8 protein-coding genes are annotated in these 14,995 nt (G+C 72.9%); 7 read left to right on the top strand and 1 reads right to left on the bottom strand.

The annotated features are described in order from the left end of the window. Positions 1 to 7 precede the first annotated feature (7 nt). Both PYS65_RS10200 and PYS65_RS10195 read left to right on the top strand, forming a co-directional pair. Complete coding sequence (locus tag PYS65_RS10200) at positions 8 to 1,630, top strand: PucR family transcriptional regulator (RefSeq protein ID WP_279333546.1); 1,623 nt, start codon at positions 8 to 10, stop codon at positions 1,628 to 1,630. Positions 1,631 to 1,874: 244 nt separating this feature from the next. Further along, positions 1,875 to 3,335 carry an aldehyde dehydrogenase family protein gene (locus PYS65_RS10195; RefSeq protein ID WP_279333545.1) on the top strand — a complete coding sequence of 487 codons (1,461 nt, stop codon included), beginning with the start codon at positions 1,875 to 1,877 and terminating at the stop codon, positions 3,333 to 3,335. A gap of 266 nt (positions 3,336 to 3,601) precedes the next feature. Here the strand turns inward: PYS65_RS10195 and PYS65_RS10190 are convergent, their stop codons facing one another. Then, a complete protein-coding gene (locus PYS65_RS10190; RefSeq protein WP_279333544.1) occupies positions 3,602 to 6,496 on the bottom strand; it encodes a glycoside hydrolase family 3 C-terminal domain-containing protein in 2,895 nt (964 codons plus the stop codon). A gap of 376 nt (positions 6,497 to 6,872) precedes the next feature. Between PYS65_RS10190 and PYS65_RS10185 the strand changes: the two genes are divergently transcribed. The 5 genes from PYS65_RS10185 to PYS65_RS10165 all read left to right on the top strand — a co-directional run bounded on the left by PYS65_RS10185 (position 6,873) and on the right by PYS65_RS10165 (position 14,971). Next, positions 6,873 to 8,567, top strand: coding sequence for an extracellular solute-binding protein (locus tag PYS65_RS10185; protein ID WP_279333543.1), 1,695 nt, complete (start codon positions 6,873 to 6,875; stop codon positions 8,565 to 8,567). Positions 8,568 to 8,595: 28 nt separating this feature from the next. After that, entirely contained in the window at positions 8,596 to 9,636 is a 1,041-nt protein-coding gene (locus PYS65_RS10180) for an ABC transporter permease (RefSeq protein ID WP_279333541.1), read from the top strand. Continuing rightward, positions 9,633 to 10,592: a carbohydrate ABC transporter permease gene (locus PYS65_RS10175; RefSeq protein ID WP_423836080.1), complete on the top strand. Its 960-nt coding sequence runs from the start codon at positions 9,633 to 9,635 to the stop codon at positions 10,590 to 10,592. The genes PYS65_RS10180 and PYS65_RS10175 overlap by 4 nt, the downstream gene beginning before the upstream one ends. Positions 10,593 to 10,739: 147 nt before the next feature. Continuing rightward, the gene (locus PYS65_RS10170; RefSeq protein ID WP_279333540.1) at positions 10,740 to 12,707 is read left to right on the top strand and encodes a beta-galactosidase; all 1,968 of its coding nucleotides are present in this window, start codon (positions 10,740 to 10,742) and stop codon (positions 12,705 to 12,707) included. Then, the gene (locus tag PYS65_RS10165) at positions 12,704 to 14,971 is read left to right on the top strand and encodes a glycosyl hydrolase family 95 catalytic domain-containing protein (protein WP_279333539.1); all 2,268 of its coding nucleotides are present in this window, start codon (positions 12,704 to 12,706) and stop codon (positions 14,969 to 14,971) included. The genes PYS65_RS10170 and PYS65_RS10165 overlap by 4 nt, the downstream gene beginning before the upstream one ends. The last annotated feature ends 24 nt before the right edge of the window (positions 14,972 to 14,995 follow it).

Below are 14,995 nucleotides of genomic sequence, written 5' to 3'. Positions count from 1 at the left end.
AGGCCCCATGCCACCGACGCTCGCCTCGCTCGTCCACCACTCCACGCTCAAACTGACCGTGCGTGCGGGTGAGGACAGCCTCGACGTGCCGGTCCGTTGGGCGCATGCCAGTGAGCTGGCCGACCCCGTGCCCTACATGGAGGGCGGGGAACTGCTGCTGATCACCGCCCTGAAGCTGGACGCGGAGGATCCGGCGGCGATGCGCCGCTATGTGAAACGCCTGGTGGGGGCGGGTGTCGTCGGGCTCGGCTTCGCCGTCGGCGTCCACTACGAGGACATTCCCGAGGCGCTCGTGGAGGCGGCGCGGGAGGAGGGGCTGCCGCTGCTGGAGGTGCCGCGCCGTACCCCCTTCCTCGCGATCAGCAAGGCCGTCTCCGCCGCCATCGCCGCCGACCAGTACCGCGCGGTGACCGCGGGGTTCGCGGCCCAGCGGGAGCTGACCAGACAGGGGCTGGCCGGCGGCCCCGAGGGGCTGCTGACCGCGCTCGCCGCCCAGGTGGAGGGCTGGACCGCGCTGTACGACGCCTCGGGCGCCGTGGTCGCCGCGGCGCCGGAGTGGGCGGGCAGGCGCGCGGCACGGCTCACGGAAGAGGTGCGGCGGCTGCGGGAGCGGCCCGCGCCCGCCTCGTCGGTGGTGGCCGGGCCGGAGAACCCGGAGATCGACGACCGGGTCGAACTGCACTCCCTCGGCACCGGCCGGCGCCCCCGGGCCGCGCTCGCCGTGGGCACGGCGAGCGCGCTCGGCACCGCCCAGCGGTACGCCGTCCACTCCGCCGTCGCGCTGCTCACCCTGACCACGGAACGCTCCGGCTCCCTGCGCGCGGCCGAACAGCGGATCGGCGCCGCCGTGCTGCGCATGCTGCTCGCCGGGGAGCCCGACCACGCCCGCGCGGTGGCCGGAGACCTGTACGGGGGCCTCCTGGACGCGCCCTTCCGGATCGTCGTGGCCGAGACGGGAGCGGCGCCCGTCGCCCGGGCCCAGGGCGACCCGAACGGCGACGCCCTCGGCGCCCTGGCGGAGGTCGTGGAATCGGCGGCCGCCCGCTCCGGCGAGGCGGTCCTGGTGGTGCCGGAGCGGGAGCGGCTGGTGGTGCTGGCCGCCGACGGCGGCACGGCGGTGGCCGCGTGCTGCGATCACGCGGCCGGCCTGGAGGCGGTGCGGAGCGGCGGGGGAGCCCATGAGCCCCTGGTCGGCGCCGACGAGGGCGAGCTGGTCGTGGGCCTGTCCGCACCGGCCGGCCCCATCGCCGCGTCCGCCGCCTACAAGCAGGCCGGACAGGCGCTGTCGGTGGCGCGGCGGCGGGGGCGGGTGCTGGTGGAGCACGAGCAGATGGCCGCCGGGTCCGTGGTGCCGCTGCTCGCCGACGACGCGGTCCGGGCGTTCGCCGACGGGCTGCTGCGGCCCCTCTACGAGCACGACGCGACCGGACGCGGCGACCTCGTCGCCTCGGTGCGTGCCTGGCTCTCCCGGCACGGGCAGTGGGACGCGGCGGCGGCCGACCTCGGCGTGCACCGCCACACCCTGCGCTACCGCATGCGCCGCGTCGAGGAGATCCTCGCCCGCTCCCTGGACGACCCGGACGTCCGCATGGAGCTGTGGCTGGCTCTGAAGGCGACCTCGTCCGACTGACGGCTGACGCCTGAGCCCTGACGGCTGGTGCCTGACGCCCGACGCTCGATGTCTGACGGCAGGCCGAGAGGCGGGGCCGGTGCCGGGCGTGGCGGGCGGGCGTGCCGACGGCCGACCTGCCAAAGCGGCGCGCGGCGGCAGCCGACTGCTACGGCTCGGACAAACGACCCGCTCTCCCCCCGGCCCTACCGTGGATTCAGCAAGCCAAGCAACCACCCCCAACGCGGAAGGGCCGGGACTCGCCATGCCAAAGGAAGAATCGGCAGCCACCCACGCCTTCTGGCTCGCCGGCCGCCAGGCCACCGGCGAGGCCGCCTTCGACGTCACCTCGCCGTGGGACGGCCGGGTCGTCGGCACCGTGAGCGTGCCGTCCGACGCCCAGGTCGAGGAGGCCGTGGCCGCCGCGTACGCCGTACGGGACGAGTTCGCCGCCACCCCCGCCCATGTCCGCGCCGCCGCCCTCGACCACGTCAGCCGGCGGCTCGTGGAGCGCACCGAGGAGATCGCCCGGCTGATCTCCGCCGAGAACGGCAAGCCGATCAAGTGGGCGCGCGGCGAGGTCGGCCGGGCCGTGTCCGTGTTCCGGTTCGCCGCCGAGGAGGCCCGCCGGTTCAACGGCGGCGAGGCCCAGCGGCTCGACACCGACGCCGGCGGCCAGGGGCGGCTCGCCTTCACCCGGCGGTTCCCCAAGGGCGTCGTGCTGGGCATCGCGCCGTTCAACTTCCCGCTGAACCTGTGCGCCCACAAGATCGCCCCGGCCATCGCCGCCGGTGCGCCGATCGTCCTCAAGCCCGCCCCGGCGACCCCGCTGTCCGGGCTGATCCTCGGTGAGCTGCTCGCCGAGACCGAGCTGCCGGCCGGTTCCTGGAGCATCCTCCCGGTCCCCAACGACCGTATGCCCGCCCTCGTGCAGGACGAGCGGCTGCCGGTGATCTCCTTCACCGGTTCCGAGCAGGTCGGCTACGCGATCATGGACTCGGTGCCGCGCAAGCACTGCACCCTGGAGCTCGGCGGCAACGGCGCGGCCGTCGTCCTCGCCGACTGGGCGAGCGACGAGGACCTGGATTGGGCGGCGAGCCGCATCGCCACCTTCTCCAACTACCAGGGCGGCCAGTCCTGCATCTCCGTGCAGCGGGTCATCGTGGACGCCTCCGTCCACGACCGGCTGCTGCCGCGCATCGTCGCCGCCGTGGAGGCCCAGGTCACCGGCGACCCGGCCGACGACGCCACCGACGTCGGCCCGCTGGTCAGCCAGGCCGCCGCCGAGCGCGTCGAGGCGTGGGTGCAGGAGGCCGTCGACGCCGGCGCCACCCTGCTCACCGGGGGCAAGCGCGACGGCGCCTCCTACGCGCCGACCGTGCTCACCGACGTCCCGGCCGATGTGACGATCTCCTGCGAGGAGGTCTTCGGACCCGTCCTGACCGTGCAGAAGGTGGACGGCGAGGCCGCGGCCTTCGCCGCCGTCAACGACTCCAGGTACGGCCTGCAGGCAGGGGTGTTCACCCACGACCTGCAGACCGCCTTCCGGGCCCACCGCGCCCTGGAGGTCGGCGGCGTGGTCGTCGGCGACGTGCCCTCCTACCGTGCCGACCAGATGCCGTACGGCGGCGCCAAGCAGTCCGGTGTGGGCCGCGAGGGCGTGCGGTTCGCGATGGACGACTACACCTACGAGCGGGTGATGGTGCTGACCGGCCTCGCCCTCTGAGGCGGACCGGCTCCCGGTTCGGGCACCGCGGCGGGCGACGTTCGCCCCGTCGCGGGGCCCGGCACGTGCCCCGGGCTTCGGCTTCGCTCGGGCAGGGGCCCCCGGAGCACGCATCGGACGCCGCTCCTTGACGGACGAACGCCGCCCGCCGCGACGCCGGCCACTCCCGGCCGGCTCCGCGAGGAGGCGAGCCCGTCGTACAGAGGGGTCCGGCACCGGTGCCTTCCGGTGCCGGACCCTTCTTCGCGTCGGCCCTCCCCGGGCCCTCAACCGGGGAGGAAGCCGACCCGCGCGAGCCGCAGCGGGCCGCGCAGTCCCAGGCGCAGGTCCTGTACGCCGTGCACGCCGTCGACGGACGCGCCGAGCGTGACGTAGTCGTACGGGCCGGACGTCGGGGCCTGTGGGGACAGGGTGGCGAGCACCGGGCCGCCGTCGAGGGACAGTTCGACGGTGCCCCCGCCGGACACTTCGACGGTCACCTCCGTCACTCCGCTCCCGAAGTCGCAGCGGCGGAAGAGCAGTTCGCCCGGCTTCCCGGCCACCGGGGTCACCGAGTCGCCCGACTCCCTGGTCCGGTCGACGATCTCGGTGCCGCTCTGCTCGTCGAAGTCCGCCGCGTCCAGGCCGCGTTCGAGGACCGGGCGGGGGACGCCGGGTTCGCCGCCGAGGGTGAGGACGGTCCGCTGCCGGACGTCCGCACTGGAGGCGCCGGCCAGCAGCTCGTACCGGCCCGGCTCCACCCGCCACCGGCCCACCGCGACGTCCCAGAACGCGAAGGCGGACAGGGGGACGTCGAAGGCCGCCTCGGCCGTCTCGCCGGGTGCGAGGGTCAGCCGCCGGTGGGCCACCAGCTCGCGGCGCGGACGCGGCACCGAGGGGTCCACGGCCCGCGTGTAGAGCTGGGCCACCTCGTCGGCCGGGACGGCACCGGTGTGGGTGACCGTGAAGGAGACGCGCACCGCCTCCGGCCCGACCCGGGCCGTCAACCCGCCGTAGGCGAAGGCCGCGTAGGAGAGGCCGTGGCCGAAGGGGAAGAGCGGCGTGCCCTCGAAGTACAGATAGGTCTGGCGGGAGCCGATCACGTCGTAGTCGAGGAGGCCGGGCAGATCGGCGTCGTCGGCGTACCAGGTCTGCGGCAGCCGGCCGGCGGGGGAGACGTCACCGGCGAGCACGCGGGCCAGCGCGGTGCCCGCGGCCTGACCGCCGTGCGCGGTCCAGAGCACCGCCGGCAGGTCCGTCGGATCGACCGCGTAGGGGGAGGAGGAGACCAGCGCCAGCACCGTGTTCTCGTTGGCGGCGCGGGCCGCGCGCAGCAGCAGCTCCTGCTGGGCGGGCAGCCGGAGCGTCGTACGGTCCTCGGTCTCCCGGCCGTTGATGTGCGGATCGTTGCCGGCGACCACCACGACCGCGTCGGCCCGTGCCGCGGCCCGCGCCACCGTCTCCTCGCCGTGCTCGGTGACGATCAGCCCGAAGACCTCCCCGGAGACCTCCCCGGAGACCTCCCCGAAGGCCTCGGGGCCCGGCTCGTCGGCCGTGTCCGGTGCGGCAACCTTCACGCCGTCGGCGGCGACCAGCACATGGCGTCCCGTTCCCATGTGCCTGAGGAGGTGACCGTCACCGTGCGGTTCCAGCCGGAACGTCTCCCGCACGATCCAGCCGCCCGGCTGGTCGGCGGAGGCGCGGAGGTAGCCGTCCTCGGCGACCGAGAGGTACCGGCCGTCGGGGGCGCGCAGGGTCAGCAGGCCCTCGCCCCAGTCGACCAGGGCGAGTTCGGTGCCGTCCGGGCCGGCGGTGAGCGGGGCCAGGTCGGTGCGGCCCGCGAGCAGCGCCGGGTCCAGCGCGCCCTCGGCGCCGGGTGCCGCGTCGGGGGTGTCGGGCGCCGGCGGGACGTGCAGGAACGTGCCGGCGGACGTCCGCAGCAGCACCCGGTCCACGCCCTCCGCGAACTCCACCCGCTCGGCGCCGAACCGCTCGTAGAGCCCCTCCAGCGGAGTGGAGCGGTGCAGGAGGGCGCCGCTGTACCAGTCGAGCTTGCACTCGTCCGCGAGCAGGCCGACGACGGCGATACGGGTGCTCGCCGGAGCCAGCGGCAGCAGACCGTCGTTCTTGAGCAGGACGACCGCCTGCTCGGCGGCCTCCTGCGCCAGGGCCCGGTGCTCCGGGGTGTCGAAGGCGTGCTCCTCGGCGGGCGGGTCCTGGTCGAACTCGCCGAGCCGGAAACGTACCGAGAGCTGCCGGCGAACCGCGGTGTCGATGTCGGCCTCCGTCAACAGCCCTTTCCGCAGGGCCGACTCGAGGCGCCCCACGATGACCGAGCTGTCCGTGCCGTGGTCGGTGAAACTGTCCACGCCGGCCCGCAGCGAGGCCGCGACGGCCTCCTCGTGGGTGTCGAAGTAGTGCTCGGAGTCCACCAGGTTGGAGGGAGCGCCGGCGTCGGAGCAGACCAGCAGTTCCTCGTCGGTCCAGGTGCGCAACTGCTCGCGCAGATACGGCGAGACGTGGTTCGGGCGGCCGTTGACCAGGTTGTAGGCCGGCATCACCCCGGCCACCGCGCCCGCCTCGACGGTGTCGCGGAAGGCGCGCAGGTCGTACTCGTGCAGCACGCGCGGGCGGACCGAGCTGGAGGTGGTGTCCCGGTCCGTCTCGTTGTTGTGCGCGAGCCAGTGCTTGAGCACCGGGGCCGTGCGCCAGTACAGCGGATGGTCGCCGCGCAGGCCGCGGGTGTAGGCGGTGGCGATCGCCGAGGTGAGCCGGGGATCCTCCGAGTAGCCCTCCTCGTTGCGGCCCCACAGGGGGTGGCGCAGCAGGTTGACGGTCGGGGCCCAGACGTTGAGGCCGACCCGCTCGTCCCGGGCGCGCATCGCGCGGGCCTCCCGGGACACCGCCTCGCCCACCCGGCGCACCAGCCCGGGGTTCCAGGTCGCACCCAACCCGACCGCCTGCGGGAACACCGTCGCCGGACCCATCCAGGCGACGCCGTGCAACGCCTCCTGGCCGGTGCGGAAGGCGGCGACGCCCAGGCGCCCGACGGCGGGCGTGAACTGGTGCAGGGCTTTGATCCTCTCGTCGGGGGTGAGCCGCGACAGCAGGTCGTCGACGCGCTTCGCGAACGGCAGCAGCGGATCACGGAAGGGCGGGGTGGGCGGCGTGTGTGCGGTCACGTGGAAGTCCCCTTGCGGTGGAGCGATGAGACGCTTTCGAAGCGCTTCGATGCTGGTTCCGGGCAGGGGTGGGTGTCAAGGACGCGGGAGCGTCGAATCGGGTGCTCCGCAGCGCGTCCCGGGTATTCCGCGATGGCAGCCCATGAGTTGCGACCGGGCGGGACCGTGCCGTGCCTCCGAGGAATCTTGGAGATGACTCTTGTGCGCCCTTGGGCGTTCACTTAACCTCGCAGCAACATCGAAGCGCTTCGACTGCGAGGCCGCCTCCCCGGCACGTTCCCTCCGAACGACCGCTTCGGCTCAGCCGGTTCCAGTCAAGACACCGCAGCCGACGGCCACCGCCGGGTGTCCTGGTGCGCCATGAAGGGTTGACGCAATGACGCCGAACGCCGCCTCCACCTCCTCCGGGCCCAGCCGGAGAAGCTTCCTCGCCTCCACCGCGGTCGCCACCGCGGCGGTGGCGGGGGGCATGCCGCTGCTCGCCGCGTGCGGCGGTTCGGACGGAGGCTCGCGGGACGGCACCACCTCGGGCAAGGACGCCAAGAAGCTACTGCCGACCTACGTGGCGAGCGACGTGGTCACCCCCGACATCCCCAGCAGGAACGGCTCCGCGGTCGGCTTCACCGGCAAGCTCGACCTCGCCGGTCTGGTGACCTCGGTGCCCGAGAAGCTCGGCAAGGGCAGCAAGGTCACCGTCATGTCGCCGTTCTGGGGCTCACCGCCCAAAGGCGGCAACGCCTACTACCGGGCGATGAACGACCTCATCGGCGTCGACGTGGTCTGGCAGAACCAGGACGGCAACACCTACGACCAGAAGCTCGGCGCGGTCCTCGCCTCCAGTGACGTGCCCGACGTGGTGGTCGTGCCCGGCTGGAACATGACGGGCAAGATCCCCAGCGCCGTCATCGGCAAGTTCGCCGACCTCGGCCCGTACCTCTCCGGCGACGCGGTCAAGGAGTACCCGAACCTCGCGGCGATCCCCACCGACGCCTGGCAGCGGTCCATCTTCGGCGGCAAGCTGCGCGGCCTGCCCATGCCGTCCTCGTACGTCACCGGCATCGTGCCGCTCTACCGCCAGGACATCTTCGAGCAGGAGGGGTACGAAGTCCCCCGATCCTGCGACGAGTTCATGGCACTGGCCAAGGACGCAACGAACGCCAGGGCCAAGCGCTGGGCCTGCCTGGACATGAAGTGGACCGCCTTCAACGCCTTCGGCGTCCTCTCCGGAGAGGAGAAGTCGCTCGGCTGGAACCAGGTCGACGGCAAGCTGCGCTACCGCATAGAGAGCAACGAGTACCTCGAAGCCCTGGAGTGGACGCGCAAGCTGTTCGCGGCCGGCGTCGTGCACCCCGACGCCGAACTGGGCAAGAGCAACGCGACCGACCCCGGACCCAAGTTCGCCGCCGGCGAGTTCCTGATCTACAACCAGGACTCCTCGCAGTGGTGGAGCCGCACCGCCGAACAGGCCGGCCAGAACCCGGAGTTCAAGATCTGGGGGATGGACATATTCGGCCATGACGGCGGCGACCCCACCCTGTGGGCCAAGAACCCGGCCGGCATCTTCGCCTTCGTCAACAAGAAGGCGTCCAAGGCGGTGATCCGCGACGTGCTGGCCCTCGCCAACGTCACCGCCGCGCCCTACGGCACCAAGGAGTACATGCTCACCAACTACGGCGTGGAGGGCACCCACTACGCCGTCGAGGACGGCGTGCCCACCAAGACCGACCAGGGCAACGTCGACGTGATGAACGCCTACGTGATGATCGCGAGCCCCGCCGCGACCATCGCCCACCCCGACTTCCCCGAGGTCGCCAAGGGCCAGGTCGAGTGGCAGCAGCGGATGGGCGCGTTCACCAGGAAGTCGGCCTTCTACGGCATGCAGATCACCGAACCCTCCCGCTGGACCAACCTCTCCAACGACTTCGAGCAGTTGGAGGACGACATCATCCGGGGCCGCAAGAAGATCGGGGACATGCAGCAGGCCGTCTCCGACTGGAAGAGCAAGGGCGGGGACAAGCTGCGCGACTGGTACCGGAAGATCCTCGACGAGAACGGCCCGGCGGCCGGCTGACCCCCGTACCGAGGCAAGGAGACCCGCCGTGTCGCACAGCACGGTGCCTCGGAGCGAAGCCGAGGCCACTACGCCGGTCCCGCGACCGGCGACCTCCGACGGAGCCGGCACCGCCCGCCCCCGGGAGTCACCGCGCCGAAGGAGGCTGAGCCTGCGGCTCAGATACCGGCGCGACCGCGTCCTGCTGCTGATGACCCTGCCGGCCGTGGCGCTGGTCCTGGTCTTCAACTACCTGCCGATCCTCGGCAACGTCGTCGCCTTCCAGGACTACGACCCCTACATCAGCGACAACGGCGTCGTCTCGATGCTGAACAGCCCGTTCGTGGGACTGGAGAACTTCCAGCGGATCATCGAGGACCCGGCGTTCTGGAACGCCCTGAAGAACACCCTGGTGATCTTCTTCCTCCAGCTCGTGCTGTACTTCCCGATCCCGATCCTGCTCGCGCTGCTCATCAACAGCGTGATCAGACCCCGTGTGCGGGCCGTCGCGCAGGCCATCCTGTACCTGCCGCACTTCTTCTCCTGGGTCCTGGTCGTCGCCGTCTTCCAGCAGCTGTTCGGCGGCGCGGGGATCTTCTCGCAACTGCTGCGCCAGAACGGTCACGACGGCCTGGCGGTCATGACCAACCCCGACACCTTCGTGTTCCTGATCACCGCGCAGAGCGTGTGGAAGGACGCCGGGTGGGGGATCATCGTCTTCCTCGCCGCCCTGGCCTCGGTGAGCCCCGACCTGTACGAGGCCGCCGCCATGGACGGCGCCGACCGCCGGCGCCGGATGTGGCACGTCACCCTGCCCGCGCTGCGGCCCGTGATCGCCCTGCTGCTGGTGCTGCGGGTGGGCGACGCGCTCACCGTCGGCTTCGAGCAGATCCTGCTGCAACGCGACGCCGTCGGCCCCGGGGCGGCGGAGGTGCTCGACACCTTCGTGTGGTGGAACGGCGTGCGCAACCAGGACTTCGGCTATGCGGCGGCCGCCGGACTCATCAAGGGCGTGGTCAGCCTCGGCCTCGTCCTCGCCGCGAACAAGGTGGCCCATCTCATGGGCGAGCAGGGGGTGTACAAGAAGTGACCACCGTGATCGACGAACCCGCGCGCCGGCCCGCGCGCAGGCCCGGACACCGGCCCGGACGCCGGTCCGCCCCGCCCCGTCCGGTGTGGGAGGAGGAGCCCGGCAGGGCAGGGCTCGCGGGCAAGGGGATCGTCCTGCTCCTCGCCTGCCTGGCGATCGTCTTCCCGCTGTGGATCGTGATCGTCACCAGCCTGTCCTCCCGCAGGACCATCGACGAGGCGGGTGGCCTGGTGATGGTGCCCCGGGACATCACCTTCATCGCCTACCAGGAACTGCTCAGCGGCGGCCAGGTCACCCGGGCCGCGCTCGTCAGCGTCGGAGTCACCCTGGTCGGCACCCTGTTCTCGATGACCGTGTCCGTGCTGTGCGCCTACGGTCTGTCGCGCACCGACTCGCTGGGGCACCGCTGGATCCTCATGACGCTGCTGGCGACCATGTTCTTCAGCGCCGGCCTCATCCCGACGTATCTGCTGGTGCAGACCCTCGGGCTGACCGACAGCTACCTGGCGCTGATCCTGCCCAGCGCCGTGAGCGTCTTCAACATCCTCGTGCTGCGCGGCTTCTTCATGAACATCTCGCAGGAACTCGTCGACAGCGCCCGCATCGACGGGGCGGGCGACCTGCGCATCCTGTGGCAGATCGTCATGCCGCTGTCCCGCGCGGTGATCGCCGTGATCACGCTCTTCTACGCCGTCGGCTACTGGAGCGCCTGGTTCAACGCCTCGCTGTACCTCAACGACCAGACCATGCTGCCGCTGCAGAACGTCATGATCCAGCTCGTCCAGAAGCAGGAGGCGCCCGTCGGCCTCGGCCAGGCCATCAAGACCGGGGAACTGTCGGGCCTGGCCGTGCAGATGGCCGTGATGGTGATCGCCCTGCTGCCCGTCGCCGTGCTGTCCCCCTTCGTCCAGAAGCACTTCAGGAAGGGCATGCTCACCGGCGCCGTGAAGGGCTGACGGGCCGGGGACCGTGCGCTCTCCGGTCCCCGCTCTCACCCCTTCGGCCGGCTCCAGCCCCGCCCCCGGCACCCGCAGAACGAGGTGGACCATGCACGCGTCCCGCACCCCCCGTACGTCCCCCGCCCCGCTCGGGGAGCGCGGCTGATGCCCGGCCTGGGCGACGCCACCCGCGGGCGCATCCTCTACGGCGGCGACTACAACCCGGAGCAGTGGCCCGAGGAGACCTGGCCCGAGGACGTCCGCCTGATGCGGCAGGCCGGCGTCAACTCCGTGACACTCGGCGTCTTCTCCTGGTCGAGGATCGAACCCCAGCCAGGCGCACGGGACTTCGGCTGGCTGGACCGGCTGATGGACCTCATGCACGCGTCCGGCATCGGCGTCGTCCTCGCCACCCCGACCGCCTCGCCGCCGCCCTGGATGGGACACCTCCATCCGGACACCCTGCCCCGCGACGAGGACGGCCGGACCGAGGAGTGGGGCGGCAGACAGCACTTCTCGCACTCCAGCGCCACCTACCGCCGGCACGCCGCCGCCCTCACCGAGGACCTGGCCGCCCGCTACGCCGGCCACCCCGCCCTGACCATGTGGCACATCAACAACGAGTACTGCACCTACGACTGGGGCGACCAGGCCGCCGCCCGCTTCCGCGACTGGCTCCACGACCGGTACGGCACCCTCGAAGGCCTCAACACCGCCTGGGGCACCGCGTTCTGGAGCCAGGGCTACGGCGACTGGGCCGAGGTCCTGCCACCCCGCCGCCCGCACTACCTGAAGAACCCCACCCAGCTGCTGGACTTCAGACGGTTCACCTCCGACATGCTCCTGGAGTGCTACACCGCCGAACGCGACATCGTCCGCCGGCACACCCCGCACCTCCCGGTCACCACCAACTTCATGCCGCTGTGGGCGGGGCAGGACGCCTGGCGCTGGGCCGAGGAGGAGGACGTCGTCTCCGTCGACCTCTACCCCGACCCGCGCGACCCCTCCGGAGCGCAGGAGGGCGCCCTGGTCCAGGACATGACGCGCTCCCAGGCGCGCGGCCCCTGGATACTCATGGAGCAGGCGGCCGGACCGGTCAACTGGCGCAGGGTGAACCACCCCAAGCCCCGCGGCCTCAACCGGCTGTGGTCCCTGCAGGCCGTGGCGCGCGGCGCGGACGCCGTCTGCTACTTCCAGTGGCGCCAGTCCCGGCAGGGCGCGGAGAAGTTCCACTCCGCGATGGTGAGCCACGCGGGCGAGCAGGGCCGCACGTACCAGGAGGTCGCACGGCTCGGCGCGGACCTGGCACGGATCGCCCCGCACGTGGCCGGCCGGCACCGCGCCGCCGAGGTCGCCGTGCTGCACGACTGGCACTCCTGGTGGGCGGGCGACCAGGAGGCCCGGCCCTCCCACGAGGTCGACCACCCCGGCGTGCTCCGCGCCTGGCACCGGGCCCTGTGGCAGGCCCACCTCACCACCGACTTCGCCCACCCCGAACACGACCTGTCCGCCCACCCGCTGGTCGTCGTGCCCCAGCTCTACCTCCTCACCGACGCGGCCGTGGAGAACCTGCTGGCGTACGTACGCGGAGGCGGCACCCTCGTCTGCGGCTTCCTGACGGGCATCGCCGACGAGGACGACCGGGTGCGGCCCGGCGGCATGGACGCCCGGCTGCGGGAACTCCTCGGCATCCGCACCCTGCACGAGTGGTGGCCGCTGGAGGCGGGGGAGACCGTCGAGTGCGAGGGCTTCCGCGGCACCCTGTGGTCCGAGGAACTGGAGGCCGACGGCACCGCCGACGAGACGACGCCCTACAAGGGCGGGGAACTCGACGGACTGCCCGCCGTGCTGCGCAAGGGCCGCGCCTGGTACGTCTCCACGCTCCCCGAGCCCGGGGCGCTGCGCGAGCTGCTGGCCCGGATCGCCGCGGGCGCGGGGGTGCGGCCGGTGCTCGACGGGCTCCCGGACCAGGTCGAGGCGGTACGCCGGGGGGAGCTGCTGTTCCTGCTCAACCACGGCCGCGAACCGGTCGTCGTCGACGTGCCGGGCAGCCACCGCGACGTGCTGACGGAGACGACCGTGACAGACCGGCTCACCCTCGGCCGCCACGGAGTGGCGGTGCTGAAGCCATGAGCACCACACCCGTCCACGGAACCTGGGAACCACGGCCCGCCACCCGCTGGGAGGACGGCTTCCTGAGCGGGAACGGCCGCCACGGCGCCCTCGTGTTCGGTGACCCGGACGACGAACGGGTCGTCGTCACCCATCACACCCTGGTCCGCCCGGACGGCGACGGGGACGAACACCGGCTGCCGCCCCGGCTGGCCGAAGAACTCCCCGCCCTCCAGGACCGGTTGCTCTCCGGCGACCTGACCGCCGCCGAGGACTTCACCGACGGCCGCCCGCTCCGGTGGGTACGGCCCTTCCACCCGGCCTTCCAGGTGCGCCTGCGCCGCCCGGGCGACGACCCGGGTGGTCGGGGTGACGGACGGGGCGGCCGGGGCGATGGACGGGGCGGCCGGGGCGAGGGTCCGGCCCGGTACCGCCGCACGGTCGACTTCACCACCGGCGTCACGGGCACGACCCGCGCCGGCCGGACCGGCCGCGTCTTCGTCTCCCGCGCCGACGACGTCGTCGTCCAGCACGTCACGGAGCCGGGCCCCGTCCTCGGCATCACCCTGGACCACCGCCTCCCCGGTGCCCCCACCGCACTGGGCGTCGGCCACGGCGCCGTCCTCACCCCCGAGGGCGCCCTGCTGAGCCTGCGCGCCCGGTACCCGGACGGCGACCTCGCGTACACCGGCGTCACCCTGGCCGTCGTCACCGGCGGCACGACCACACCGGCCCCGTGGGGGGTGCGCGTCGAGGGCGCGCGGTCCGTCCTGCTGCTCACCCGGGTGCGGCGGCACACCGGGGAGGCGGACGTGGTCGCGGAGGGCCGCGCCCTGCGCGCTCTGCTCGGCGAGGGACCGGACCCGTACGACGACCTCCTGGCCCGCCATCTGCCCCCGCACCGCACCGCCTACGACCGTGTCGCCCTGGACCTCGCCGCCGACCCGGCCGAACGCTCCCTGCCGGGCTCCGAGTTGCTGGGCCGACCGCACAGCGCCGCGCTGCTCGAACGTCTCTTCGCGGCCGGCCGCTACCATCTGCTGTCCTCCGGAGGCCTGTTCCCGCCCCGCCTCACCGGACTGTGGACCGGCACATGGGACACCGCCTGGTCCGGAGCCTTCACCAACGACGCCAACCTCAACCTCCAGACCGCCTCCGCCGCTGCCGCCGCCCTCCCCGAGGTCACCGAGGCGCTGGCCGCACTGGTCCACCGCCAGCTGCCCGACTGGCGGGACAACGCCCGCGCGGTCTTCGGCACGCGGGGCGTGGTCGCGCCCGCGCACAGCGACGGCGAGTCCGGACACTCCTACCACTTCAGCCGCGAGTACCCCCTGCACCTGTGGACGGCCGGCGCCGACTGGCTCCTCAAGCCCCTCGTCGACCACGACGAGACCCGCGGCGAGCGCGATCCGCGCACCGCGGCGGCGCTCGCCGAAGTCGCCCTGTTCTACCAGGACTTCCTCACCCGCACCGACGACGAGGGCCGACTGGTCGTGGTCCCCTCCTACTCGCCCGAGAACCGTCCGGCGAACGCGAGCTGGGGCGCGCTCGACGCGGCCATGGACCTCTCCGCGGCCCGGCACGCCCTGCTGACCGCCGCCGCGTACCACCCCGGGCACGCACACCGCTGGCGGGCGCTCGCCGACCGGATCCCGCCGCACCGCGTCAACGCCGACGGGGCGCTCGCCGAATGGGCCCGGCCGGAGCTGGCGGACTCCTACGACCACCGCCACCTCAGCCACCTCTACGGCGTCTGGCCGCTGGACGAGATCACCCCCTACGACACCCCGGACCTGGCCGCCGCCGCCCACCGCGCCCTGGAACTGCGCGGACCCGAGAACGACTCCGCGCACGGCCATCTGCACCACGCCCTGATCGCCGCCCGCCTCCGCGACGCCGACCGGGTCGAGAGCGCCCTCGACCGCGTCCTCGGCGGTGACTTCTTCCACGACTCGCTGATGAGCGCGCACTACCCGCACCGCCACGTCTACAACGCCGACGCCGCCCACACCCTCCCCGCCGTGCTGATCGAGGCGCTGGTGCAGTCCACCCCCGGCCGGCTGGTCCTGCTGCCCGCACCGCCACCGGCGTATCCGCGCGGCTCGCTGCGCGGGGTGCGGACCCGGTTCGGCGCCGCACTCGACCTCACCTGGGCCCCGGACGGCGCAACCGCCGTGCTGCGTCCCACCCGCACCGTCCGCATCGAACTTTGGACTTCCGACGGCGCCGAGCCCCTCGACCTCGTCGCCCACGAAGACCGCGTCCTCACCCTGAAGGCGCGGTGACCCCAGCGATTCCCCCCACCCATG

The organism is Streptomyces cathayae (assembly GCF_029760955.1).
Classification (GTDB): Bacteria; Actinomycetota; Actinomycetes; order Streptomycetales; family Streptomycetaceae; genus Streptomyces; species Streptomyces cathayae.
Note: the sequence above shows the minus strand (reverse complement) of the source record. Positions and strands in the feature narration are given on the sequence as shown.